At 59.3% G+C, this 26,761-nt stretch carries 20 protein-coding genes; 5 read left to right on the forward strand and 15 right to left on the reverse strand.

Annotation, left to right across the window (positions count from 1 at the left end; genetic code table 11):
- The 3 genes from AB5Y92_RS00265 to mocA form a co-directional block, all read right to left on the reverse strand.
- A partial coding sequence (locus tag AB5Y92_RS00265; protein ID WP_368225079.1) for an amidohydrolase family protein occupies window positions 1–574 on the reverse strand: 574 nt, incomplete at its 3' end.
- Between the two features lie 30 nt (window positions 575–604).
- Window positions 605–3,715 (reverse strand): putative selenate reductase subunit YgfK, encoded by a 3,111-nt coding sequence (gene ygfK, locus AB5Y92_RS00270; RefSeq protein WP_368225081.1) that lies wholly within the window; start codon window positions 3,713–3,715, stop codon window positions 605–607.
- A 343-nt stretch (window positions 3,716–4,058) separates the two neighbouring features.
- A complete protein-coding gene (mocA, locus tag AB5Y92_RS00275) occupies window positions 4,059–4,694 on the reverse strand; it encodes a molybdenum cofactor cytidylyltransferase (protein WP_368225083.1) in 636 nt (211 codons plus the stop codon).
- Window position 4,695: 1 nt separating this feature from the next.
- On the opposite strand from mocA, the gene yqeC reads away from it, so the two are divergent.
- Window positions 4,696–5,532 (forward strand): selenium cofactor biosynthesis protein YqeC, encoded by an 837-nt coding sequence (yqeC, locus tag AB5Y92_RS00280; RefSeq protein WP_368225085.1) that lies wholly within the window; start codon window positions 4,696–4,698, stop codon window positions 5,530–5,532.
- A gap of 39 nt (window positions 5,533–5,571) precedes the next feature.
- A complete protein-coding gene (gene yqeB / locus AB5Y92_RS00285; protein WP_368225087.1) occupies window positions 5,572–7,164 on the forward strand; it encodes a selenium-dependent molybdenum cofactor biosynthesis protein YqeB in 1,593 nt (530 codons plus the stop codon).
- A gap of 94 nt (window positions 7,165–7,258) precedes the next feature.
- Here the strand turns inward: yqeB and AB5Y92_RS00290 are convergent, their stop codons facing one another.
- The 7 genes from AB5Y92_RS00290 to ygeW all read right to left on the reverse strand — a co-directional run bounded on the left by AB5Y92_RS00290 (window position 7,259) and on the right by ygeW (window position 15,992).
- Window positions 7,259–8,344: a calcium/sodium antiporter gene (locus AB5Y92_RS00290; protein ID WP_042011257.1), complete on the reverse strand. Its 1,086-nt coding sequence runs from the start codon at window positions 8,342–8,344 to the stop codon at window positions 7,259–7,261.
- 160 nt (window positions 8,345–8,504) lie between these two features.
- Window positions 8,505–9,428: a DMT family transporter gene (locus AB5Y92_RS00295; RefSeq protein ID WP_368225097.1), complete on the reverse strand. Its 924-nt coding sequence runs from the start codon at window positions 9,426–9,428 to the stop codon at window positions 8,505–8,507.
- Window positions 9,429–9,599: 171 nt separating this feature from the next.
- Window positions 9,600–10,532 (reverse strand): carbamate kinase, encoded by a 933-nt coding sequence (gene arcC / locus AB5Y92_RS00300; protein WP_368225089.1) that lies wholly within the window; start codon window positions 10,530–10,532, stop codon window positions 9,600–9,602.
- A 56-nt stretch (window positions 10,533–10,588) separates the two neighbouring features.
- A complete protein-coding gene (gene hydA, locus AB5Y92_RS00305; protein WP_368225091.1) occupies window positions 10,589–12,010 on the reverse strand; it encodes a dihydropyrimidinase in 1,422 nt (473 codons plus the stop codon).
- Window positions 12,011–12,124: 114 nt separating this feature from the next.
- A complete protein-coding gene (locus tag AB5Y92_RS00310; protein ID WP_040070003.1) occupies window positions 12,125–13,342 on the reverse strand; it encodes a YgeY family selenium metabolism-linked hydrolase in 1,218 nt (405 codons plus the stop codon).
- Window positions 13,343–13,467: 125 nt separating this feature from the next.
- Window positions 13,468–14,667, reverse strand: a complete 1,200-nt coding sequence (gene dpaL, locus AB5Y92_RS00315; RefSeq protein ID WP_368225092.1) for a diaminopropionate ammonia-lyase — start codon at window positions 14,665–14,667, stop codon at window positions 13,468–13,470.
- Between the two features lie 137 nt (window positions 14,668–14,804).
- Window positions 14,805–15,992, reverse strand: a complete 1,188-nt coding sequence (gene ygeW, locus AB5Y92_RS00320) for a knotted carbamoyltransferase YgeW (protein WP_005336811.1) — start codon at window positions 15,990–15,992, stop codon at window positions 14,805–14,807.
- Window positions 15,993–16,597: 605 nt separating this feature from the next.
- On the opposite strand from ygeW, the gene AB5Y92_RS00325 reads away from it, so the two are divergent.
- Window positions 16,598–17,191: a hypothetical protein gene (locus AB5Y92_RS00325; RefSeq protein ID WP_005336813.1), complete on the forward strand. Its 594-nt coding sequence runs from the start codon at window positions 16,598–16,600 to the stop codon at window positions 17,189–17,191.
- A 41-nt stretch (window positions 17,192–17,232) separates the two neighbouring features.
- Here AB5Y92_RS00325 and AB5Y92_RS00330 read toward each other — a convergent pair whose 3' ends face one another.
- Entirely contained in the window at window positions 17,233–18,237 is a 1,005-nt protein-coding gene (locus AB5Y92_RS00330) for a Wadjet anti-phage system protein JetD domain-containing protein (protein ID WP_368225098.1), read from the reverse strand.
- Window positions 18,238–18,449: 212 nt separating this feature from the next.
- Here AB5Y92_RS00330 and AB5Y92_RS00335 point away from each other — a divergent pair, with 212 nt between their 5' ends.
- Window positions 18,450–19,691, forward strand: a complete 1,242-nt coding sequence (locus AB5Y92_RS00335) for an esterase/lipase family protein (protein WP_368225094.1) — start codon at window positions 18,450–18,452, stop codon at window positions 19,689–19,691.
- Window positions 19,692–20,029: 338 nt separating this feature from the next.
- Here AB5Y92_RS00335 and AB5Y92_RS00340 read toward each other — a convergent pair whose 3' ends face one another.
- The 4 genes from AB5Y92_RS00340 to apbC form a co-directional block, all read right to left on the reverse strand.
- Window positions 20,030–21,499: an inorganic phosphate transporter gene (locus AB5Y92_RS00340; protein WP_021230067.1), complete on the reverse strand. Its 1,470-nt coding sequence runs from the start codon at window positions 21,497–21,499 to the stop codon at window positions 20,030–20,032.
- Between the two features lie 377 nt (window positions 21,500–21,876).
- Window positions 21,877–22,458 (reverse strand): dCTP deaminase, encoded by a 582-nt coding sequence (dcd, locus tag AB5Y92_RS00345; RefSeq protein ID WP_201987612.1) that lies wholly within the window; start codon window positions 22,456–22,458, stop codon window positions 21,877–21,879.
- A 63-nt stretch (window positions 22,459–22,521) separates the two neighbouring features.
- Window positions 22,522–23,166: a uridine kinase gene (gene udk, locus AB5Y92_RS00350; RefSeq protein WP_005345570.1), complete on the reverse strand. Its 645-nt coding sequence runs from the start codon at window positions 23,164–23,166 to the stop codon at window positions 22,522–22,524.
- 110 nt (window positions 23,167–23,276) lie between these two features.
- Window positions 23,277–24,359, reverse strand: a complete 1,083-nt coding sequence (gene apbC, locus AB5Y92_RS00355; RefSeq protein ID WP_058057670.1) for an iron-sulfur cluster carrier protein ApbC — start codon at window positions 24,357–24,359, stop codon at window positions 23,277–23,279.
- Window positions 24,360–24,545: 186 nt separating this feature from the next.
- Here apbC and metG point away from each other — a divergent pair, with 186 nt between their 5' ends.
- A complete protein-coding gene (gene metG / locus AB5Y92_RS00360) occupies window positions 24,546–26,579 on the forward strand; it encodes a methionine--tRNA ligase (RefSeq protein WP_026034905.1) in 2,034 nt (677 codons plus the stop codon).
- Window positions 26,580–26,761: the final 182 nt, after the last annotated feature.

A 26,761-nucleotide genomic window follows, 5' to 3' on the forward strand; every position in this document is an offset into this window, starting at 1 on the left:
GATAGGGTTCGTTCCCCTTGGCCTTGGCGGCATCAATGGCCTGCGCGAACAGGATGTTCTCCTCCACCCCGGCCTGCAGCTCGGCAAGGCCGCCGTTGCGGTCCGTGGTCTCGAAGCAGGTCATGCCGCGCAGGCCCGCCTCCACAAACCCTTTTCGCAATACATTCAGGGAACCCTTGATGAAGTTGGGCGAAGCGTGGTGGTCGATCACCGCGCTGCAGCCGCTCTTGATCGCTTCCAGCGAGCAGATGAGACCGCTGTAGTAGAGGGACTCCTCATCGAGCGCCCGATCGAGCCGCCACCAGAGGTTTTTCAGGGTGGAGATAAAATCCGGGCAAGGGGCGATATTGGCCATGATCCCCCGCGACAGGCCGGAGTAGAAGTGGTTGTGGGCACAGACGATGCCCGGCATCACCAGCTTGCCCCCCATCTCCCGATAGTTGGCCTCCGGGTAGAGGGCCCGCAGATTGGGCCCCACCGCTTTGATAAGCGATCCTTCGATGGCGATATCCACCCCTTCCAGCACCCGAGTCGGCTCCAGCTGGACAGCGGTGACGTTCTTCAGAATAAACATGGTTTGCTCCTTCGCTTATTCGTGGTTCGCTCAGGCCTCGACGGCCCCCAGCAGGTAGTGGTGATGAGCATGGACATGGCTGATGATGCGGCACATGTCAGCGAGCGCCTCGGGGGCATCCTTGATCCGGCTCTGGGCGTCGATGGTCAGGCGATAGGTCTCGCCATCCTGACGCACCCGCAGTTCGCCACCATCCGCCAGATAGAACCCGGGGTTGCGGCTGTTGTCGAAGTCCTCGGGCAGGCTGAAGATGGTGACCTTGTCCTGATAGGGCTTGCCCTGCCACGGGCAGAACTGGGCGCAGTTGCCACATTCGTTGCAGTAGGCATCCAGGTGCAGGGTCTGGAACTGGTCTTTGAAGCCCGGCACCGCGATGGCGACGTTGGCCCGGTTGGGGCAGACATCCACGCACTTGCTGCAGAGGTAGTTGCACTCGAGGCAACGGTGCGCCTCTTGCGCCACGAAGGCATCGCGCTCGTTCTGGTCAACCATGGTGACGGCGATGCTCCCCTTGCGGCGGTAGATCTCATCCTTGCCCGACGGCTGGATGGTCACTTCACTCTGCTGGCTGGCGATATGCTCACGAGAGAGCACCAGATCCGCGGCGCGGCGGGCACCACCGATGGCACCGACGATGGAGGACGGGCCGCTCTGCACGTCACCGATGAGGAAGACGTTGCGACGGCTGGTTTCGCCGGTCTGGCCATCCACCTCGGGCCAGCCATCGTTGCCAAGAGGAATCCCCATCGCTTTGAGCACCTCGCAGTCAGGCTGCTCGCCGATGGCGGTGATCAGGGCATCCATCTGCATCACTTCGGTCTGCTCGGTAGGCACCGGACGGCGGCGGCCCTGCTCGTCAGGATCCCCCAGCGCCATCATCCGCACAGTGAGCTTGCCATCTTTCTCAAAGCGCTCCGGATTGGTGAGGAAGCAGAAACGCACTCCATCTTCCACCGCTTCCAGATACTCCTCGCGATAGGCGGGCATCTCTTTTTCGCTACGACGGTAGATCACGGTCACATCGCTGACACCGGGCACCTTGAGGGCGGCGCGGGCACAGTCCATGGCGGTGTTGCCGGCACCAACCACAGCCACATGGCGGCCCAGCGGCAGCGGTTTGCCCTGATTGAAGCTGCGCAGGAAGTGGAAGGATTTGTAAATCCGCTCGTGACCCCCCTCGAGGCGCATGCCGCCATTCTTGTCGGCGCCGATGCCGACGAAGACATAGCTAAAGCCCTGGGCGTGCAGCTTGTCGACGGTGAGCGCCGGATCGCAACCAAACTCGAACTTGACCCCGTGGGCGGCGACAAAGTCGATGTCGTGCTGGATAAGCTCGGCCGGGATGCGGAACTCGGGGATGATGTGCTTGACCACGCCACCGGCATCGGCTTCACGCTCGAACACGGTGACCGGATGACCGGCACGGGCCAGGAAGTAACCGGCGGAGAGACCGGCAGGGCCTGCACCAATCACCGCAACCGGGTGCTTGTCACCACTGCCTGCCGGTTTGTGCCAGCGGGCCTTGTACCCTTCCCAGCCGCGCTCCAGTGCCACTTTTTTCAGCTCGCGGATATTGAGCGCACTGTCGTAGTCGAGACGGGTGCAGTTGTACTGGCACTGGTGATCGCAGATATGGCCGGTGATGGCGGGCAAGGCGTTGCGCTGATAAATCAGCTCAAGGGCCGCCACATACTCCCCCTCGCCCATCAGGCGAATGTACTCGGGGATATCCTGATGCACGGCGCAGGCGGTGACGCAGGGTGCCACATAGCAGTCAGTCAGCGGCAGACCACCGCCCACTTCGATACGATCGTCGGACTTCCACTCCTTCTGGGTGTAATCCATGGTGAGCGCCTTGGCAGCAAGCGCCTCCAGCTTGGCCACATCCACCTGACTCATGCCCCAGCTGTCAGAGGCGTCGATCTCTTTGAGACACTCAATCTGGCGCAGGTAGCCACCCGGTTTGAGCAGGTCGGTGGCCATGGTGATGGGACGAATGCCGGTTTCAAATATCTCCGCGATGTTGAACTTGCTGGCGCCGCCCGAGTAGGAGATAGGCAGCTTGCCATCGAAGGCGCGGGACAGCACGGCTGCCACGTTGATGGAGAGCGGGAACAGCGCACGGCCGGACATATACATCTCATCCCCCGGCAGCGCCCCTTTGCGGTTGATGGTGCCCAGGGTGTTGGTCAGCTTGACCCCGAAGGTGAGCCCCTTCTCGGCCCCCAGCGCCATCAAGCGGGTCAGCATCGCCTTGGCCTGATCCAGCTTGAGGTCGTGATCGAACGACTCTTCGCTCAGACCAATGTAATCAAAGCCGCAGGTATCGAGGATCTCGCGCACCCGCGGGTAGCCCAGCAGGGTCGGGTTCAGTTTGACGAAGGTGTTGAGCCCCTTCTCTTCCAGCATGTAGCGGCAGATGGCCTCGATCTCGTTCGGCGGGCAGCCGTGCATGGTGGAGAGGGTGACACCGTGCACTAGATTGGCCGGGATGCGTTCCACCAGCTGTTGCAGACGATCACGCCGCGCCCCCAGTCCCAGCTCGGCGATAAACTGCTCGTCGACCACCAGCTCGCGCAGCACCTGCTGGTACTCGGCAAATTTCGGACTTTGGCTTGCATCCATCAGACTGTGGATGAACTGCTGCATCGGTGGCTGTTTGATGCCATCGAGGTTGTACCCCACGCTCATGTTGAAGATGAAGGACTTGGCCTCTCCGTCGAGGCGCGGGTCGAACACCTCTTCTAACAGGTAGAGGGCAAACCAGGCTTTAAGATACTCGTCAAACGCCTTGGGCAGGGTGAACTCGGTGGACCACTCGGTGTTGAAGCACTCATCCTCGGCATCGATACAGGGCTTTTCCAGTTCGAGACGGTCCAGGACCTGCACCGTCTTGAGCTCGATAAAGCGCCCGCCGGTCAGCCAGGAGGTGACGATGTTCTGGGCCAACTGGGTATGGGGGCCAGCTGCCGGGCCAATGGGGGTCTCGCAGGTTTCACCGAACACCTTGATCTTGCGCTCGTCCTGCTTGCGATAGAATTGCGCGGCGGGAATACCGAAAATGCTCTGACTCTCTTTATATTCCGCAAAAATACGGGTCAGCAGGTTCTTGAACGGAACGGGTCGCATAATATCGCCCATGGCTATCTCCTTGCAGCTGTTCTGCCCATTGGCAGCATGAATAAATGGGGTATCCCGCACGGGTGTTCCCCCTTGGCAAGGAGAAGAGCAACTATCAGGCCACTACAGTTACAAAACGAGCTACAAAACTATTTTTTAGGGTAAAAGCGTGAGACAGCTCCAATTAATGATGAGAAATTACGATGTCACCATTATGGGTATTGCGAGTAGTTATCAATCACTCTGGAATTTACTTAATGAGCAGTTCAAAAAGAACTCGCCCTATCAGATTAAGTGCGAGAAATATCACTTTGATACGCCATTTATCTCCCCGTTATCTTTTTAAACTGGGTTATTTCGTGGGCTAACTCTCATTTTCAAGAATGCCACCCAGCAGCGCCTGATAGCGCTCCGGGGTATCCACATCAAACAGGATGGCGGGGCTGTCAACTGGCACCATACGGTGCGGATGCCCTTGCAACCAGCACCGTACCGACGACTGCACCGGGGCCGCTGCCAACTCGCGGGCAAGGGATTTTGGCAGCAACACCGGATGGCCCGCCTCCCCCTGCCAGGTGGGAAAGAGAGCCTCACAACCCCGTGCCTGCCAGAGCTGTTGATAGACCTCGCGCGGGATACAGGGGAGATCCCCGTGGCTGATAAAGAGGTAGTCTGCGTCACTGGCCGCCAGGGCGCAGCGGATGGAGCTGCCCAGCCCCTTCCGATAGTCGGGGTTGTGGACGACAACAATATCCGGCCGTGACCCGTAGCGGGCTTGAAGTTCCTCGCCACGATGGCCCACCACCAGAATAACCCGCTGACAAAAAACCAGGGCATTTTTGAGACTTGCATCAAGCATTGTCCCCTGGCAATAAGGTAGCATCATTTTCCAGGTACCCATTCGGGAAGATAAACCCGCCGCCGTTATTATACAGTCACACTGCACTTGTTCCTGGCAACGTTGTTTTCCACTCCCTTCGATATTTATTTTGGTCGTCATTATGTCGCTACCACATGTTGTTGCTATCGCATTTCCAGATATAGATCCGCTATTAAACCCGCTCACCGAAAATATTGATAGCCGTACCACCTTAATTAGCCTCTGCGGGGCCGGTGGAAAAACCAGCACCCTGTTATGGCTGGCGGAATATTTTTATCAACAGGGCAAAAAGGTGCTAATTACCACCACCACCCGGATGTTTCTACCTGCCCCGTCACACTATCGGGAATTGATTATTGAAGCCGATCCCGTCCGCCAGCTGACCCGCTGCCAGCAACTGCCCGATAAACCGACCCTGGTTGCCCTGTTCAGCCATCTTGACGAGCGCACCGGCAAGGTTGCAGGGCCGGATCTGCGCCAAATCGACCTGCTCAAAGGACAGCAGCGCTTCGATCTCATCCTGGTCGAAGCGGATGGCGCCCATCACAAGTTATTGAAAGTGCCCGCTTTGCATGAACCTTGCATTCCACACCAAAGTGACTGGGTGATCGCCCTGCTGGGCGGCGCCATGGTGGGAGCCAATGCCGAGCCATCGCAGATCCACCGCTGGGCTGAATTGCAGGCCCTGTGCGGGATTGCGGCGGGTGAGCCACTGGATTGGGCACTGTTTGACAGACTGCTCTCCCACCCCGAGGGGGTGTTCAAGGGCACCCCGCCCGGGGCGCGCCGGATCTGGTTTATCAATGGCGATTATCAAAATGAGGCGTCGTGGCTGGCGGAATTGATAAAGCTGCAGAGCCGCCACCCCGAGATCCACGCCATCTGGCAGGGGGCCGTGCGCGAATCCCCCCCCATCCGTCACCTGATCTGCACAGCTCCGCACGGGGAGGCGCTTTAGCCTCACCCCTGACGTTTTAAGGATGAAAAGAGGTACCTTATGAATCTGTTTGCACACGCAGCCCGACTGGAACAGGAGAACACGCCGTTTGCCATGGCCCAGATCATCGAGAGCCGGGGCTCCACCCCGCGCCATCAGGCCCAGATGCTGGTGATGGCCGATGGCCAGATCCTCGGTACCATCGGCGGCGGCATGATCGAGCGGCTGGTGATCGAGGAAGCGATGGCCGCCATTGCCGAGCGCAAGCCGCGCATCTTCCACGGCCGGATGGCACGCAACGGTGAGCATGCGGTCGGGTCGGATTGCGGTGGTGCCATGTCGGTCTATATCGATGTCTATGGTCTGCGACCACGGCTGGTGCTCATTGGTGCCGGCCACGTCAACCGGGCTGTGGCCCATGCCGCGGCGCCGCTCGGCTTTGATGTCCATGTCGGGGATTGCTTCGAGGGGAGCCTCAACCCTGATCTCTTCCCCGCCGGTACCCATCTGGTGCAGGCCGATACCATCAGCGCGGTGATCGAGAAACTGGCCATCGAACCCGCCAACTTCGTCATCATCGCCACCAACCATCAGGACAAGGAGGCGCTGGATCGCCTCATCAGCCGTCCCCTCGCCTATCTGGGGCTACTCGCCAGCAAGCGCAAGGTGCAGACCTTCACCCAGGCGCTGCGCCAGCAAGGGGTGAGCCAGGAGCAACTGCAGCAGCTGCACGCCCCCATCGGTTACAACATCGGAGCCGAAACCCCCGAGGAGATCGCCATCAGCATCCTCGCCGAGCTGCTTCAAGTGAAAAACGGTAAATCTGGTGGGCTAATGCAGGATGACGTGCGCCTTAAGCGGGATCAACTGGTGGTGATGCGCGGCTCCGGCGATATCGCCACCGGCGTCGCGTTGCGGCTGCACAATGCCGGCTTCAAGGTGGTGATGCTGGATCTCGACAAGCCCACGGTGATCCGCCGCACTGTCGCCTTCGCTCAAGGGATGTTTGATGGTGAAACCAGCGTCGAAGGGGTGCGCGCCAAGCGGGTCGAGAGCGTCGAGCAGGCGTTCGAGCAGCTGGATCGGGGCGTCATTCCGCTACTGGTAGACCCCGACTGTGCCACCCTCGCCGAGCTCAAGCCCCGCTATCTGGTGGATGCCATCCTCGCCAAGCAGAACCTCGGCACCCACAAGGAGATGGCCCCCATCACGGTGGCCCTTGGCCCGGGATTTGAGGCGGGGCGCGACTGCGATGCGGTGATCGAGACCAACCGCGGTCATCATCTGGGGCGGGTCATCTATCAGGGCCCTGCCCAGCCCAATACCGGCATTCCCGGGGTGATCGAGGGGCACTCCGCCCGCCGAGTGGTGCGCGCCCCTGTCGCCGGGGTGATGAAGAGCATTATCAAGCTCGGTGATCTGGTGCAGGAGGGAGATGTGATCGCCCATGTGGGTGACGCCCCTATTATCGCGCCGCTCTCCGGTATGGTGCGAGGTCTGCTCAGCGATGGCATCGAGGTGACCGTCGGCTTCAAGATCGGTGACATCGACCCCAGAGGCGAGCGGGCCGACGCCACCACGGTATCGGACAAGGCACGCGCCATCGGCGGCGCCGTGCTGGAAGCCATGATGCATCTGGCCCAGCGCCGATAGCGTCCCCCTCACCAAGCAAAAAGCCCCACCATGATGGTGGGGCTTTTTTCGGCCTGTCGGTTGATGCAGCGCCTTTACATCAGGAGAACCTGCATCACGACCGGGTTCGTTGCAATCGCCAGGCTCGCACCGCCAGCACAACCAGAGTGATGGCGGTGAGCGGCAACACAAAACCGGTTAGCGCTGCACTGAACTGACCTTGCAGCGGACTGGATGTGGCGTGGAGGATCAGCCAGCAGGTGTAGCCGATGTAGTAGGCCAGAAACAGCGCCCCTTCCCAGCGAGCGATGGTGTAACCGGTAAAGAAGATGGGCAGGCAGGCAAGCGCCACCGCAATCATTACCGGAATATCGAACTGAAGGGCGGTGGCCGACACTTCAAGCCCACCGGGAGTGACGATGGAGGTGAGCCCCAGCACGCAGAGGATATTGAAGATATTGCTGCCCACCACGTTCCCCACAGCGATATCCCGCTCCCCGCGCAGGGCTGCGACGATGGAGGTCACCACTTCGGGCAAGGAGGTACCGGCCGCCACTATGGTCAAGCCGATGATCAGATCGCTCACCCCAAAGTAGTGGGCAATCTCCACTGCACTGCCAACCAGCAGGCGGGAGCCGAGGATCAGCAGACCCAGACCTGCGGCAATAAAGAGCAGATTGCGCAACCAGTTGCCCGCCGTACTCGCTTCACGGGTACCAAACTCCTGCTCGTACTCCGCCTGCACCGCTTTGTTTTCCCGTCGACTCTGGACAAAGAGAAACGCGGTGTAGGCGATGATGCCGGCAAACAGCAGCGCCCCTTCCAGCGGAGCAATACGGCCATCGTAGCCCAGCAACAACACCAGAAAAGAGACCACTATCATCAAGGGCACATCGAGACGTACCAGTTGCTGGGAGACGGTCAACGGTACGATCAGTGCCGAAATACCTAAAATAAACAGCACGTTGAAGATATTGCTGCCGACCACGTTCCCCACCGCTATCCCTGCCTGCCCCTCGAGGCCAGACTGGATGCTCACCGCCAGCTCGGGAGCACTGGTCCCAAAGGCCACTATGGTCAATCCCACCACCAGTGGCGATATCCCCATCATGGTGGCGAGGCGAGATGCGCCCCGCACCAGAGATTCGGCCCCCACCACCAGACACACCAGGCCTACAGCCAACCACACCAGCGTCATCATACGGTCTCATCCTTGCCGTTAGGTTCGTTGAAATAATCACAATAAATCAGATACCTGTGCTCCAGCACAGTCAGACCACGCCATTGTAACGAGGGGTTGGTCCCCTGTCGCGGGCTCTTTTGAGTGCCGTTTATCGTGCCACTGGCAGCCCAGTCACCACTCAACCGTGCTTGACGCGGGTCTCCCCCGCCACCGACACCACAGAGCGCTTGCCCTTGCGGCTGATGACGATAAGCGCCAGCACGATAAGGGCGATGCCGCTGCCCTCCACCGGCCCCGGATTTTCGCCCAGCAGCCACCAGGAGAGCAGCACGCCGCTCACCGGCACCGCCAGGGTACTGAGGCTGGCGATCCCGGCAGGCAGCTTTTTCAATACAAACAGCCAGAGGCTCCAGGCCAGCGCCGTGGCGAAGATGGCGCTGTAGGCGAGCGCACCAAACACATAGGGCTGCCAGTCGATGGGTCGCTCCGGCACCAGCGCCGCCACCACGGCCATCACCATGGTGGCGTAGATCATCTGCCAAGTGGTGAGGGACATCAGATCCACCGCGGGGTGGCGGGCATACATCCGCTTGGCGATGATGGCACTGATCCCCCAGCAGATGCCGGAGGCAATCCCCAGCAGCGCACTCTTCATGGAATCGAGATGCAGCTGCCAGGGCTCGATCACCAGCAGCAGCCCGCAGGCCGCTACCCCGACCGCCAGATAGTGGAGCTTGCGCATCCGCTCGCCGAGAAAGAGCGCCGCGAAAATCACCACCCAGAACGGCATGGTGTAGCTCAGAATAGCCACCTTGCCCGCCCCGCCGCTGATCAGCGCCCACTGAGCCAACCCCACCATGCCGCAGGTCTGGAACAGGGCGATGGCGAGGGTATAGCGAAACGGGGTGGGTTTGAGATAACGGCGACCGCGCAGGGCCAACACCAGCAGCAGAACCAGAGATCCGCACAGGCAGCGCAGGGCGGTGAACTCGAAGGCCCCCGCGTAAAGCATCACCTGCTTCATCACGATCCAGCTGTAACTCCAGATGGCGGTGAGCAGAACAAGCCCCCCAAGCGCCGCCATATTGATCCTTCCGCTCATTTGTTTGTTACTCACCTCTTGTCACTCATTGCGCCGGGTCTGCTCTCGGCGTCTTGCCCGCGCTTGAAGGCGGCCATCTTACGCCGCTCATCCTCCGCTGACCATGACTGCCCCAAAATGAACAAGGGGGCCGACGGCCCCCGCAATCACACTCAACCCGAGCTGGAACACCTAGCGGCTGATAAGGGTTCCCGTCTTGCCGGCAATGCCGTCGGCAGCCTTCTCCAGCAAGGTTATCAGGGATTTGCGCCCCGGCATGGAGGTCGCGAACGAGAGCGCCGCCTCCACCTTGGGCAGCATGGAGCCCTTGGCAAACTGCCCCTGGGCAATAAAGCTGTTGGCATCGGCCACGCTCAGCTGATCGAGCCACTGCACATCGGGCTTGCCGAAGTTGATGGCAACCTTCTCCACCGCGGTGAGGATGATTAGCATGTCGGCGTCGATAAGCTCCGCCAGCTTGGCACTGGCCCAATCCTTGTCGATCACCGCACTGGCACCGCGCAGGTGATTGCCCTCCCGCAGCACCGGAATGCCGCCGCCCCCAACGGTGATCACCACCTGACCGGCGGCCAGCATGGCAGAGACGGTCTCTTTCTCGATGATATCTACGGGTTTGGGAGATGCGACCACTCTGCGATAGCCACGGCCGGCATCCTCTTTGAGCCGCTCGCCCTTGGCCATCAGCGCCTCGGCCTCCTCCTTGCTGAAGAAGCCGCCGATGGGCTTGCTCGGGTCAAGGAAGGCGGGATCGTTTTTATCCACCTCAACCTGGGTCACCAGCGTGGCAACCGGCTTGTGGATGCCGCGTTCCAGCAGGGCTTCACGCAGAGCATTTTGCAGGTCATAACCGATATAACCCTGACTCAGGGCCACGCAGACCGACATGGGCAGATGGGGGGATTTGGGGTCATGGCGGGCCGCCACCTCGAACGCCTGCTGGATCATCCCCACCTGCGGCCCGTTGCCGTGGGTCACCACCACCTCGTGCCCCTGGGCGATCAGGTCGGCGATGGTGTGCGCCGTGCTCTGCACCGCCTTCATCTGCTCGGGCAGGTTGTTGCCCAGAGCGTTGCCCCCCAGGGCCAGTACGATACGCTGTTTCATCTTGTGCTCTCCGATGATAAGGGTGGGCCGGTGTCATACCGACTCGGTTGTTCTGTCTATTGCTGTGCTGATTGCTGTTCTCGGGCCGCCGCGCCCAGCAGCGGATCAAAGGGCGCTCTGGCCAAAAAGCTGCCATGCCCCCGTTGCCCGGTAAATTCGCCGTCGCGAGCGACTATCTCGCCGCGACTGAGGGTCATCCTGATCTGGCCGGGACAGCGCATCCCCTCGTAGGGGCTGTAGTCGCCGTTGTCGTGCAACTGTTGATGGGAAATCAGGGTCTCGCCACGGGGATCCATCAGCACCAGATCGGCGTCGGCCTCCGGTTGCAGATTGCCCTTGCGCGGCCAGAGGCCAAACAGGCGCGCCGGGTTGGCGCTGGTGAGGGCCACGAAGCGTGATGGCGAGATGCGCCCTCCGAGCACCCCGTGGGCAAACAGCAGCAGCATCCGGTTCTCGACCCCGGGCAAGCCGTTGGGACAGCGGCTGAAATCGCCGCCCGAGAGGGTCATGCGCTGGGCGTGGGAGAAGTTGCAGTGATCGGTCGCCACCGTATCGATGTCGCCCGCAGCGATGCCGACCCACAGCTTGTCCTGCTCGCAGCGCGAGCGCAGCGGCGGGCTGAGCAGATAGTCGACCCCGTTCTCCCGGTAGTAGCAGGAATCATCCAAAAGCAGATATTGCGGGCAGGTTTCCACCCAGACTGGCTGGCCCTGACGGCGCGCCAGCTTCAGATACTCCAACCCCAGTCCGTTGGAGAGGTGGACGATATAGAGCGGGGCATTGCCCGCGAGCCCCGCCAGATTGATCATCCGGGCGATGGCCTCCGCCTCGCACTCCAGCGGGCGGCTTTGCGGGTGATACCAAGGTTCACAGTGACCGGCGGCCAGCAGGGCTGCCCGGCGCGCCGCGATGGCGGCATCGTTCTCGGGGTGGACGGTGGCAAGCGCCCCCACCTCCTTGAGGCGGGCCAAGGCACGCAGCACGTCATGGTCCCCCAGCTTGTACTGGTAGGTGAGGTAGAGCTTGAAGCTGCTGATCCCCTCCTCCTGCACCATGGCGGCCATCTCGTGGAGGATGGCGTCATCCACATGCTGGATCACGCCGTGAAAGCTGTAGTCGATCACCGCCTGATCGGCGGCGTAGTCGTGATAGCGGGCCAGCTGGTGATGCAGGTCGCACCCCGCCGGGCCAAATCCCATGTGATCGACGATGGTGGTGGTGCCACCACAGGCGGCGGCACGGGTACCGCTGAAAAAGTCATCGCAACTGCGGGCAATCCCGGCATCAATGTTGAAGTGGGTGTGGACATCGATACCGCCCGGCATCACGTAGCAGCCGCTGGCATCGATCACTTCGGTCTCGCCATCGGGCTGGATATCGGCGGCACGGGCGCGGATCACCCCGTTTTCGATCAGCAGATCCTGACGATATTCACCCTGCGCATCGACCAACACACCGTTTTTGATCAACCGTTTCATCCCCACCACCTCGAACATCACTTCAAACAGCAAAACCCCGCCTCAAAACAGACGGGGCACTTGCCACACTTGCGACAGCCGGGCGGCAATGGCAGTCACCACCCGGCAGCCCCCTTACTTGTCCAGCTCGGCCAGATAGAGCATGGGGATCACGGCGTACATGGCGGCGCACTTGACCAGATGCTCTTTCCAGGTCTTCTCGTTCGGGGCGTGGGCCTCCGGCTCTTTACCCGGGCCAAAACCGATGACCGGAATACCGTGGCGACCCATGATGGAGACCCCGTTGGTCGAGAAGGTCCACTTGTCCACCACCGGCTCCTTGTTGAACAGCTCGCGATAAGCCTTGGAGAGGGTTTTGACGGTGATGTGATCCTCTTCCACCTTCCAGGTCGGGAAGTAGCACTCGGTCGGGTAGACCAGACCGGTGTAGGCCGGACGGTCGTACTGATACATGGAGACCTCGGCACCGGCAGCTTGCACCGCAGGCAGCGCGCGGATCTCGTCGAGCGCCCCTTGCCAGGTTTCACCCCAGGTGAGGCGGCGGTCGATGGAGACGGCGCAGCTGTCTGCCACGGCGCAGCGGCTTGGCGAAGTGAAGAAGATCTCGGAGACGGTCAGGGTGCCCTTGCCGAGGAAGTCATCATTGCCGAGGTTGTGGCTGAGCTCTTGCAGCTCGCCAAGGATGGGGCCCATCTTGAAGATGGCGTTGTCACCGCGCTCCGGCGCAGAGCCGTGGCAGCTGACCCCCTGCACATCGATGCGGATCTCCATGCGGCCACGTTGGCCACGGTAGATCTGGCAGTCGGTGGGTTCGGTACTGACCACGAACTCGGGGCGGATCTTGCTCTGCTCGATGATGTACTGCCAGCAGAGACCGTCGCAGTCCTCCTCCTGCACGGTACCGGTCACCAGCAGGGTGTACTGATCCTCCAGCCCGAGGTCCTTGATGATCTTGCCCGCATAGACCATGGAGGCCATGCCGCCTTCTTGGTCAGATGCGCCGCGACCACCGATGATCTCGTGATCTTCCATCCCCTCATAGGGGTCAAACTTCCAGTTGGCCATGTTGCCGACGCCCACGGTATCGATGTGGGCATCCATGGCGATCAGGTGCGGGCCGTGGCCGATATAGCCCAGTACGTTACCCATGGGGTCGATCTCGACCTTGTCAAAGCCAACCTTCTCCATCTCCTGCTTGATGCGCAGTACTACGCGCTCTTCATCGCAGCTCTCGCTCGGGATGGCGATCATGTCGCGCAGGAACTGACTCATCTCGGCCTTGTACTGGTAGGCCTTCTCCAACACCATTTCAAACGGAATTTGCTTGCTCATTGTGATTCTCCATAACAACTGAGAGTGCGCGGCCTGTTCATCGGCAGCGCCCTGTGCCCGTTACCGCGCCCCGTTGGCGAGGCGCGATCAATGCTTCAATTCGTGTCTCTGCTCTGGCGGGAGAGTTAGTCGCAGGCAGTATGTTTGCCTTCCCACACCACTTCCCGGTAGTGGGTCACATCGGTGTCCCCTTCGGTGTTGATGATCAGCACGACCGAGTTGCTATCCAGCCCGAGGCGAGCCATCAGCGCCGCGCGGTCCGGGTGGTGACGCACCGCCGCCAGCACGCCGGTGCCGACCGAGCCGGATTCGCCGGAGATGATGCGCGGATCATTGCCAAGGGGGTTGCCCAGCACCCGCATACCCAGCGCCGACACCTTGTCGTGACAGGAGATGAACTGGGTGGTGCAGCTTCTGAGCAGCGGCCAGCCGAGCGGATTGGGTTCACCGCAGGCGAGACCGGCCATGATGGTGCGCATGTCGCCCCCCACGTTGACCATCTCCCCCGCCACACCGGAGCGGTAGATGCAGTCGGCCTGATCCGGTTCGACCACGATACTGTGCAGGTTTTTCGCCCCGAAGCAGTCCACCAGATAACCGAGCACACCGCCCGCCAGCGCACCAACGCCAGCCTGCAGCAACACGTGGGTCGGCTGCTTGATGCCCATGGCCTGCATCTGCTCGACCGCTTCGTCGGCCAGGGTGGAGTAACCCTGCATGATCCAGGTCGGGATCTTGGTGTAGCCCTCCCAGGCGGTGTCCTGCACTATGTGCCAGCCGCGCTCTTCGGCCATCTTCATGGTTAGGCGCACGGTGTCGTCATAGTTCATGTCGGTGACGATGCACTCGGCACCGAGATTGAGGATGTGGTCAACCCGCTCCTGGGCCGAGCCCTTGGGCATGTAGACCACCGCATGCTGACCCACCTGTTTGGCGGCCCAGGCAACGCCACGACCGTGGTTACCATCTGTGGTGGTGGCGAATGTCATCGGCTCCTTGATGGTGCGTTTGATGAGATCGAAGGAGAAATCCTCGATGGCCACCCCGTACTTTTCACAGAGCAAGTTGGCAATGGCGTAGACGCCACCTAGCATCTTGAAGGCGTTGAGGCCAAAGCGCTTTGACTCGTCCTTGACCAATATATTTTTCACCCCGATATAGGCGGCCAGATCTTTCAGGTCGCACAATGGGGTCGGTTCATAACCGGCCAGTTTTTTATGAAAAGCGCGAGCCTTTTGTGCTTCGGCGCGAGAAAACAGCGGAGATGGCTCGGCGGTAAAAAAGCGGTTATCGGCAATATCCATCTTCAGCGAAAATTGGGACATGCTTACCTCACTAGGCGTTACCTGACAAAGAGCTGCCTCGCCGGGAGATCCGTTATTCAGATACCACGGGGAGAAAACTCGAAATAATGAATTCGACAGTATGGGCAGGATGAATATTCACCCTGCCCTGCCGTTATTTATTTCACCCGCTTTTGCGCCTCTTTAATCAGATTTTCCAGAGTTTCTGCCGGGGCGGAGAATTTACGGGCCATGATCATGGCGGCGATAATATAGGGCTTCCAGCTCGCCTCTTTGTAAGTGGCGATACGGTATTTCTCGAATACCCCTTCGGTCACTTCGCCCTCTTTGCAGGAGACGCCGGAAATATCGGCCGGTAGGCAGTGCATATAGAGCGCCTCGCCCCCCTTGGTGAGCTTCATCATCTCCTCGGTGCAGTGCCAATCCTTGTGCTTGGCGTTCTGCTCAAGGCAGTGTTTCTCCAGCTCTTTGAGGCCGGCGTGATCATTGGCGCGCAGCAACTCGGTGCGCTGCTCCATCACCTTGTAGGGGGCCCAGGACTTGGGATAGACGATATCCGCATCCTTGAAAGCCTCTTCCATGGAGGTGACCTGACGGAAGCTGCCGCCGGAGGCCTTGGCGTTCTCTTTGGCCACTTCGATCACATCTGGGATCAGGTCATACCCTTCCGGGTGGGCCAGGGTCACGTCCATACCGAAACGGGTCATCAGACCAATGATGCCCTGGGGCACGGAGAGCGGCTTGCCGTAGCTGGGGGAGTAGGCCCAGGTCATCGCAATCTTCTTGCCCTTGAGGCTCTCCAGACTACCGAAGTGCTCCTGTAACCAGGCGAGATCAGCCATCGACTGGGTCGGGTGATCAATGTCGCACTGCAGGTTGACCAGCGCCGGACGCTGGGGGAGCACCCCCTTCTCGAACCCTTCATCCAGTGCGGCGCCCACTTCGCGCATATAGGCGTTACCGGCACCGAGGAACATGTCGTCACGGATCCCGATGGCATCGGCGCAGAAGGAAATCATATTGGCGGTTTCACGGACGGTTTCGCCATGGGCGATCTGGGATTTGCCCTCGTCCAGATCCTGCTGGGCCAGACCGAGCAGGTTCAGGGCAGAGGCGTAAGAGAAGCGGGTTCGGGTGGAGTTATCGCGGAAAACCGAGATACCGAGCCCGCTGTTAAACAGTTTGGTGCAGATATTTTCGGCGCGCAGGGTCTTGAGGGATTCGGCCAGTTTCAATACCAGCTCCAGCTCCTGAGGGGTTTGCTCCCAGGTCAGCAGAAAATCTTTTTCATGCAGGTTGGATTTGAGTGCTCTGATCTCTTTGATTAATTCGTTAACTGCTTTCATCGTTCGCCCCAATCATTGGATGAGATATGGATAGCTCCCCTTTCACTCACGATGTCACCAGCATCCCGGTTGTGGGTGAGCGCGTCGGTTAGCGTCGATATGAGGCAATCAATAACCATGCCAAACCAATAAAATGCAGGCAGATATTAATAAATGGCGAAAGTGTGTGATGTCACCCACAAAATCAGCGGCTATTTCAGCGATTTAATCCATAAAAATGTGCGCAGATCAGCCAAGCCATAAAATAGCAAGGTGATAATAATCAAAGGCGATATCTCGACGTCGGTGAGAATTATCATCAAAGGTCAGTTTCAGGGGCTGAAATGATATCAGCGGGGCGACAGTTATCATTATGATAATGCCCGCAACACCTTTTCTCTTGGAATGATCTCTCCAGCGTTGACACTGCTGCTATCTCGCTTCCCCTGCACTCCCGTATCGCCTCTCGCCTTATCTTCCGGCCACATTGCTGGGCGCGGTTGGCCCAAGGTGCTAACGTGAATACGCCAGCTGCGCATCTGTCTCGGATGCTCAGAAGAGGCCGACGTTCACTGCCGCAACTGCGCGGATGAACCTGCATGACTTACATCTTTGAGGGATTATCTATGTCCAGGAATGCTGCTCTGCTCATCACCCTGACCCTGCTCGGTATCACCCCTGCCCACGCCATCAGTGCCAAATATGCCGAGCAACTGGAGCGATCCGGCTGCACCCAGGTCACCGAGGCGCAGGGCTGTGACATTCACAAAACCAAAGCGGAAAATGCCAAGGCGGGATTTGGCGCGGCCGCCCCTGCGGCGGAGGGCGGTCTGAATCTGAGCTATGAGCAGAAGCTGGAGCGCTCGGGCTGCACTCAGGTGAGCGAGCTCAATGGCTGCGATATCAACAAAACCAAGGCTGAGAACGCTGCTGCCGGTGTTGGCAATGCTCCGGCCGCGGCAACCAGCGGCAGCCCCTATGCGGGCAACTGGATCGCCACCTTCCCCCAAACCGGCGCCACCGTGGCCAATATCCGCATCGATGGCAAGGATCAGGTGTGGGTCAACGACAAGAAGGTCAATGCCAAGAAATCCGATGGCGCGCTGGTGTTCAAGGATGGCATGGTCATCTACACAATTCAGGGGGATCGCCGCATCAAGGGTGAAGATGGCTGGGTCGATAATGATGCCGGCACCAAGGGGCCCATCAACGCCAAGTAAACAGCTGACCACGAAATAACGGGGAGCACAGGCTCCCCGTTTCACCCCTGATTGCCCATCTCTTCCAATGACCAGCTCCGCCAGTGAGGGGCCAGAATCAAAACCTCCTGCTCCAGCCAAGTCCCGTCTGTGATCAGTTTATCGAGCCAGGGAACACCTGCCGGCGTGCCATGACCATCAACCTGATCAGCCTGCGTCGTCACACGCCAGGGCACCTTGCCACTGTCCGTTGCAAAGGTGCGAACAGGGCGGGCATAGTGCTCCAGATAAGGTTTCAGCTCACAGGGGAGCCAGAGCATGGCAGGTCGATTTAGCTCGCGCGCCAGCTCGATGGCAATATCGATACCCCGTTGATCGAGATCGCCAAAATGTGCCCACTGCACGCCCACAGGCAGCAGCGGGATCAGCTGCTTGGCCAGGGTAGTATTGCGACCGGGGGCAAAAAGCAGCAGTTGCCCGGGTTGCAGCGGGTAGTCGACAAAGGCCCCCTTGTTCTCCACCGTAATGACCCGATCCCCTTGCCAGCCGATGGCCAGCAACGTGCCCAGAACCCGCTCTGGCAACGCCAACTCCCCCAACAGTGCCATCATTGCCGTCATATCGTGCTGCTGACCTTGCCGATCGACCAGTGAGAGCGGGTCGAGGGTACGGATGCGGATCACCTCATCCTGCGTGAGCGACAAGTCCGCAAGCTGTGGCGCTGCAAGGGATGCTGATCGCGAATGCTTGCTGTCCCCATGCCAGAGGGCATAAAAGCAGGCCTGATTGAGCCGTGCAGGCAAACTCACTCCCAAACGTTGCAGCTGCTCACCCTTGTCCGGTTCGGGGGGATCTGCCCGTGCCAGTTGTCCGGTCAGATAAGTCCGCCCCGCGTCGGTCAACACATAATGAGCACCTCGGCCAACCGGCGTGATCCCGGCCACTGCCTGCAACAGATCCTTCAGCTCCCTACCATGCCGACTCTCAAGGGAGCAGCCCTTTCCGTTCTGGCTATCGAACAACCGTGCACACAAATCCTGTACCCGCACCTCATCAAACAGCGACATCATCACCTCTCCATGTGGCTTCATATGACGAAGTAGAGGTGATTTTCCCTGTCATTACCGTGACCGGCTTCGCAAGCGGTTCTTATCAGCCCCGCCATGCATGGCCCGTTACTGGTAAACCCGCCACAAAGGGCGCAAGCTGGTTTGATATAGAGATACGTTGCGCTCTTCGCGGCACGACAACGCGATACCCGCTTTCACAAGGGCTTGCCATGACCGACGCCACAGACCCCTCGCCATCCTCTTCCTGGCATCTTTCGGATATCCGCGAGCTGGCGCAACTGCTGACTCTGGCGCTGCCCGCCGCGGTAGAGATCACCGAAGCGGTACATCAGGCGGTACTGAGCGGTATGGGGCTCAAGGGACGGGATGAGGGAAAAACAGCCGGGATCACCGGGCTGGTCTACAAGGGGGTACATGGCACCGCCAACAACCTAAGCAGCGGCATCAACCATCTGCTCAGCCGCCTGCCAGCCACACCGCCGCCCCACCAGATCCCCGAAACCCCGAAACGCGCGGCCCTGATCGCCACGCTCAACGGCGTGTTGGGGGACAAGCTGGTCGAGCACCACAATGCCCTCGCCACCCCCATGACCCTGCGCTATCAGGGCAAGCCCCTCGATTGGCAAGCAATGCCGGAGGATCTACCCAGCGAGGGACGGGTGCTGCTGATGATCCATGGCCTGTGCATGAACGATCTGCAGTGGCAGACCGAACACCAAGGCAAGCCGGTCAATCACGGGGAGCAACTTGCCAACGCGCTTGACTATCAGCCTCTTTACCTGCGCTACAACTCGGGCCTGCCCATCGCACAAAACGGGCAGCAACTTGCTCTGTTGCTGGAGCAGTTGCTCGCCCACTGGCCGGGAGAGCTCAAAGAGATAACGATAATGGGCTATAGCATGGGGGGACTGGTTGCACGCAGCGCCTGCCACCATGCCGGCGTGGCCGGGCTCACCTGGCCTGCGCACCTTGCCAACCTGATATTTCTCGGCACACCACACCACGGCGCACCGCTCGAACATGCAGGTCACTGGCTGGAACAGTTGTTGCCCGCTACCGCCTACAGCGAACCCTTCGTCAGACTGGCGCGGCTGCGCAGTGCAGGCATCAAGGATCTGCGCCACGGCAAGGTGATCGACGAAGTGGCCCAACCCGACCCCGCCGTGCCCTTGCGCGATCCCCGCGTTCCACTCCCCTTACCCTGCAGCGTCAACTGTTATGCCATCGCCGCGACCACTGCCGCCAAGCGCAGCCTGCTGGCCGACCGGCTGATTGGCGATGGACTGGTGCCGCTACGCAGCGCCCTCGGCCAGCACAACAAAGCGCGCCATCAGCTGGTCTTTCTGCCCGCCCATACCCTGATCGTCTATCGCACCAGCCATATGGCCCTGCTCGGCAGCCCGCAGGTAAGCCAGCAACTGCTGCGCTGGCTCAGCCCCTTGCAGTTATAGCGAGCTGGCTATTAAAGCAACAGAGTGCTGGTTCACAAGGTATCCCTGTGGCACTCTGGGACGTCAAAGGAATGAATCGTCCCCAGTTCCCTAGCTACCTCACAGCTCTCAAATGAGACCATTATAGAGCTCGCCTTTTTCAATCTGCTCGACCAACACCAGTTTAGACGTCAGCGAGTCATCGCGCGGTGTCCGTTTCACACCTTGTCCCATCGGGTTCTCCATTTATTGGGGGGAAAGGTGTAAACCATATTCAGGACGGGACAACACAAAAAATGCCGCCCGATCTTTCGACCGGGCGGCATCGTCATTGTGATCCGCATTATGAGCGCGGCAGATCAACCAAACAGATGGTGGCTGACGATAAACAGGCCGCCGGAGAGCAGCATGGTCAACGGCAGGGTCAACACCCAGGCCATCAGGATGGTCTTGATGGTCTGGCTCTGCAGGCCGGATTTATTGGCAATCATGGTCCCCGCCACCGCAGAAGAGAGGATGTGGGTGGTGGACACCGGCATACCGGTCAGACTGGCGACCCCGATGGAGGTAGCAGCCGTGATCTGGGCCGCAATGCCCTGGCTGTAGGTCATGCCGGTGGTGCCGATCTTCTCGCCCACGGTATGGACGATACGACGCCAGCCCACCATGGTGCCGCAACCCAGCGCCAGCGCGATGGAAACGATCACCCAGGTCGGTGCGTATTCAGCGGTCGCGGTCAGATCCTTGCGCCATTTGGCCAGATCGGTCAGCTCCTTGGCTGGCAGCGGCAGCTTGGCAGCCTTGCGGGCGGTGTCATCGATACAGAGCAGCAGACGACGCACTTCGCGGCGGTCGGTCAGGCTCATCTGATCATAAGTACGCACGGCACCCAGACGGGCATCCAGGGTGGCCATCGCCTGCAGCACGCCATCTGCGGAGCAGTGGGTCATCAGCTCTTCCTGAGCCGTTGCCGGTGCAGAGAAGTTGATGACACCAGAGAGGGCGGACTGGTTGCGCTGGTAGATCTCCATGATGCGCTGGTTGGCATCCTGGGTCCGGTCCAGATCATAGGCGCGGCTGTTCATGTCCAGTGCGAAATAGGCAGGCGCCATACAGATCAGCACCAGCATCACCAGACCGATGCCCTTCTGGCCATCGTTGGAGCCGTGTACGAAGCTGACGCCCATGGCCGAGGCCACCAGGGTCAGACGCGCCCAGAATGGCGGGTGTTTCTTGCCATCCACCAGCTGGCGCTCTTCCGGCGTTTTGTGGATCTTGTTGCTGGTCCAGATGCGCTTCATCGCCAGCAGCAGCAATGCCGCGATAATGAAGCCGATGGTGGGAGAGATGATGAGGGACAACATGATGTCGATCGCTTTGCCCACGTTGATCCCTTCTGTCACCGGTTTATGGGTGATCCAGGCATAGGCGCCGCCTACCCCCAGAATGGAACCGATCAAGGTATGTGAACTGGAGGCCGGGATCCCGAAGAACCAGGTGCCCAGGTTCCACACGATGGCGGAAAACAGCAGGGAGAAGACCATGATCAACCCTTGGGTGGAGTCCATCCCAAGCAGCAGGTCGATGGGCAGCAGATGGACAATGGCATAGGCCACACCCAGACCGCCGAACATGACGCCAAAAAAGTTGAAGATCCCCGATGCAACGACCGCCAGGTGAGCTGGCATCGCCTTGGTATAGATAACCGTTGCTACCGCGTTGGCGGTATCGTGAAAGCCGTTGATAAATTCATAGGCAAGCACAAAAAAAACGGCCAATACCAAACCGATTGACCACCACAAACCCAAACCACTAAACATTTCAAACATAAAAAAAAGCCTGTTTATGAGTTGCGGCGGATTATGCCAGATGGCGGCCAACACCATAGCCACCATTGAAATATTTCAGCCATAAAAAAAAAGAGCTTTTTGGAAAAAAATATCCTAGAGCCAGTCTTTATGCGGCTTGCCATCGATTAATTAAAGCCACCAATGATTGCAGGAAAGGGCAAAAATAGCTGACAATTAAGCCAATAATTTCATTTTTATGACGTTTTTATGACAGAAAAATGGGCAAAAGTGGTGATAAAACGTCCCTGCCCCACCAATCTCATCCAACCAGCACCATCAACCCCATATCCGTTTGATTCCAGATGCAAAAAGGGAGCACCTTGTGCTCCCTTGAATCGTTGCTGTGTGGCCTGTCATCAGTCCTGATTGATACGGCTGGCAACAGCGCCCTGCTGGCTCTTGTACTTGGCATTTTCCCGCTTGTTGTAGGGGCGGGCCGCTATGCCGGAGAGCATCTCGAAGTTCAAGGCGCCGATCTTCATCTTCGGGCGCAGCGCCAGCGGCAGTTTGCCGCCGTTGTAGAACTCCAGCACGATGCGACCGGACCAGCCCGGATCGATGCGGTGCGCCGTCACGTGCACCATCAGACCCAGCCGCGCCAGTGAAGAACGGCCATCCAGCCAGCCGACGATATCGGCAGGCAAGGTGACGGACTCGTAGGTCACCGCCAGCGCCAGCTGACCCGGGTGCAGGTAGAAGGCTTCGCCATCGGGGATGTGGATCTCGTCACTCATCACCCGATCGATAGCATCGGCCATCTCGCTGCTCGGGCCGCTCAGGTCGATATAGGGTGCGGTATGATCGCGAAACACCCGAAACTCGTTACCCAGCAGCACATCGACACTGACACCACTGATCCGCTCTACCCCGGGCCGTGGCTCAATGACGATCTTGCCTTCATCCAGATGGCGTTCAATATCGGTATCACACAGACGCATTGGGCGACTCTCCTGACAAATTGTGCTTTTAAAAAAGCCGGGCATCACCCGGCTTGTTTCATCTTAACCAATCAACATGTGGCGGATACGCGCCTTGAGCATGTCGATGGCGATGCGGTTCTTGCCACCACGGGGCACGATCACATCGGCATACTGTTTGGACGGCTCGATAAACTGCAGGAACATCGGACGCACCGTCTTCTGGTACTGCTTGAGCACGGAGTCCATGGTGCGGCCACGCTCCTGCACATCACGCACCAGACGGCGCAGCAGGCAGATGTCGAGCGGGGTATCCATAAAGATGGAGGCATCCATCAGATCCCGCAGACGGCTGTCGGTCAGCAGCAGGATCCCTTCCAGAATGATCACCCGGCGCGGCGCAAACGGGGTCACTTCGCTCATCCGGGTGTGTTCGGTGTAGGAGTATTGGGGAATGGCAACCGCGTCACCTTTGACCAGCTGGCTCAGGTGCTGTACCAGCAAGTCGTGATCCAGCGCGTTAGGGTGGTCATAGTTGGTCTTGACCCGCTCTTCCATGGTCAGGTGGGTCTGATCACGGTAGTAGCAATCTTCGGTGATCACACCAATCTGACCTGCGCCCAGTTCGGCCACCAGCTCTTCATAAATGGTCTGGGCTATAAGACTTTTGCCAGACGCAGATGCGCCCGCAATACCGATGATCACACACGAATGTTGAGTATCAGACATGACAAATACCTAAAAGAGAAGAGCAGTGGGGATGGTTTAAACCGATCCATTATATAAAAAAGGGTGGGTCATGCCCACCCTCAATTCCCTTTCAAGTGACCGACCGCCGATTATTCATCCAGCGCCATGGCATAGAGGGGGGTCGCAATCGGTTTTGCGCTGAAAAAGAGTTCAGCCCCAACCCTGCGCGCCAGCTTCAAATAGGCCTGAGCCAGGCTTCCTTCCGGGGCGCCGAACACCGTCGGACAACCATCATCCATGTGTTGGCGGATATCGATGTGCAGCGGCAACTGACCAAGCAGTGCCACTTGATACTGCTCTGCCATCTTCTGGCCGCCACCGGTACCAAACAGCGGCTCATGATGACCACAGGCGCTGCAGACGTGGTAGCTCATGTTCTCGATGATGCCGAGCACCGGCACATCGACCTTGTTGAACATGGCGATCCCCTTGCGGGCATCGGCCAGCGCCACATCTTGCGGGGTGGTGACAATCACCGCCGCCGAAGTCGGCACCTGCTGGGCCATGGTGAGCTGGATATCACCAGTGCCCGGCGGCATGTCGACCACCAGATAATCCACCTCGCCCCAGCGGGTCTCATGGAGGATCTGCGCCAGCGCCTTGCTCGCCATCGGGCCACGCCAGATGGTGGCATCCTGTTCGGAGACCAGATAGCCGATGCTGTTGCTCTTGAGGCCGCAGGCCATCACCGGCTCCATCAGCTTGCCGTCATGGCTGACCGGGCGCTCCTTGAGGGTGCCCATCATGGTGGGAATGGAAGGGCCATAGATATCGGCATCGAGAATAGCGACCCGCGCCCCCTCTTTTTGCAGGGCCAGCGCCAGGTTGACCGCAGTGGTGGACTTGCCTACCCCGCCCTTGCCGGAAGCAACCACGATGATGTTGCGAATGCCCTGCACGGCATTGAGGCCCTGCGCCCGCGGCATGCTGGCGACGTCAATCTCCAGCGCCCAGTCGATACGGGCAGCACCGGTGGCGCTGCGCAGTCTGGCATCGTAGTTCTCTTTAAGCTGATCGAGCAGCGAGAGACCGGCAAACGGCAATACCAGCCGGATAGTAAGCCCCTGACCCTGATTGATGATCTCGCGAACAAATCCGGCATCCACCAGATCCTTGTGCCAGCCAGCTGGCTTAAATTCGGCGAGGATCTGTTTTACTGAATCAATCACCATTAACTCCTCATTATCTTGTCATTATCTTGAGGTGAACGGTTACCGCACACAAATCAGTGGCTTGCCTGCCATCGTAACAGCAGGTGCTGCCAAGGTTGGCATAGCCACAACCCTAGGCAGGCTACCCCCAATTCGGGTAACATGCACGGCACTCTATCATCCCAACAAGCACATCAAGAACGTAATATGGCAACTGATCCTCGTAAAATGCTGGTAACCTGCGCCCTCCCCTATGCCAATGGCTCCATCCATCTTGGCCACATGCTGGAACATATCCAGGCCGATATCTGGGTTCGTTATCAGCGAATGCGCGGCCATCAGGTGCACTTCATCTGTGCCGATGATGCCCACGGCACCCCGATCATGCTCAAGGCACAGCAGATGGGGATCACCCCGGAAGAGATGATTGCCGCTGTATCCAAGGAGCACCAGGCTGATTTCGCCGGGTTCAACATCAGCTTTGACAACTATCACTCTACCCACAGCGACGAAAACCGCGAGCTGGCGGAGTTGATCTACGGCCGCCTGAAAAATGGTGGCTTTATCAAGAGCCGCACCATCTCCCAGCTGTTCGATCCGGAAAAATCCATGTTCCTGCCGGATCGTTTCGTCAAGGGTACCTGCCCCAAGTGCAAGTCTCCGGAGCAGTATGGCGACAACTGTGATAGCTGCGGCGCCACCTACAGCCCAACCGAGCTGATCGATCCGAAATCTGCCGTCTCCGGCGCGACTCCGGTAATGAAGGACTCCGAGCACTTCTTCTTCGACCTGCCACAGTTTGAAAAATGGCTCTCTGAGTGGGTGCGCGGCTCCGGCGCCATTCAGGAAGAGATGGCCAACAAGATGCAGGAGTGGTTCGAGAGCGGCCTGCAGCAGTGGGACATCACCCGCGACGCCCCCTACTTCGGTTTCGAAATTCCCGGCGCCCCGGGCAAGTACTTCTACGTCTGGCTGGATGCCCCCATCGGTTACATGGCTTCCTTCAAGAACCTGTGCAACAAGCGTGGCGACATCGACTTTGACAGCTACTGGAAAGCGGACTCCGACGCCGAGCTCTACCACTTCATCGGTAAAGATATCGCCTACTTCCACTGCCTGTTCTGGCCGTCCATGCTGGAAGGTGCCAACTTCCGCAAGCCGACCAAGGTCAACGTACACGGCTATGTGACCGTCAACGGCGCCAAGATGTCCAAGTCCAAGGGCACCTTTATCAAGGCATCCACCTACCTGAACCACCTGGATCCGGAGTGCCTGCGTTACTACTACGCCGCCAAGCTCAACAGCCGCATCGACGATCTGGACCTGAACCTCGAAGATTTCGTGCAGCGGGTCAACGCTGACGTGGTCAACAAGCTGGTTAACCTCGCCTCCCGCAACGCCGGCTTTATCGCCAAGCGTTTTGGCGGCAAGCTGGCGGCGACCTGCGCCGAACCCGAGCTCTACGCCGAATTCGCCAATGCCCGCACCGCCATTGCCGAGGCTTATGAGAGCCGCGAGTTCAGCCGTGCCATCCGCGAAATCATGGCGCTGGCCGACAAGGCCAACCGCTATGTGGATGACAAGGCTCCTTGGGTCATCGCCAAGCAGGAAGGGGCTGACGCCGAGCTGCAAGCTGTTTGCTCCGTCGGTATCAACCTGTTCCGCGTACTGATGGCCTACCTCAAGCCCGTCATGCCGCTGCTGGCCGAGCGTGCCGAAGCCTTCCTGGCCGAAACCCTCAGCTGGGATGGCATCGAGATGCCGCTGGTCGATCACACCGTGGCACCGTTCAAAGCCCTCTTCTCACGCATCGAGCCGGCGAAGATTGAAGCCATGATCGAGGCCTCCAAGGAAGACCTGGCCAAAGAGCAGGCACCGAAAGTGACCGGCCCGCTGGCTGATGACCCCATCAGCGAAACCATCACCTATGACGATTTTGCCAAGATTGACCTGCGCGTCGCGCTGATCAAGAAGGCCGAAGCGGTACCGGAAGCCGAGAAGCTGCTCAAGCTGCAACTGGATATCGGCGGCGAAACCCGTCAGGTGTTTGCCGGTATCAAGTCCGCTTACAACCCGGAAGATCTGGAAGGCAAGCTGACCGTGATGGTGGCCAACCTGGCGCCGCGCAAGATGCGTTTCGGCATGTCCGAAGGCATGGTGCTGGCCGCAGGCCCGGGCGGCAAGGATCTCTGGATCCTGGAGCCGCAGGAAGGCGCCCAGCCTGGAATGCGCGTCAAGTAAGCACATCGCTGACTGCGACCACAGCCAGATAGAGAAGAGAGGCCAAACGGCCTAATGCCAGTCCGTTAATCCTGACTGACATTGTTTTTATTGGCTTTTGGCACCACATACTTCTGTGGTCTTGCCTTGAGACTACGGGGATAACTCCGCTCACTTCGTTCCCGCAACACAGGACGGGACAC

Source organism: Aeromonas sp. R1-1 (genome assembly GCF_040908495.1).
GTDB classification, from domain to species: domain Bacteria; phylum Pseudomonadota; class Gammaproteobacteria; order Enterobacterales; family Aeromonadaceae; genus Aeromonas; species Aeromonas veronii.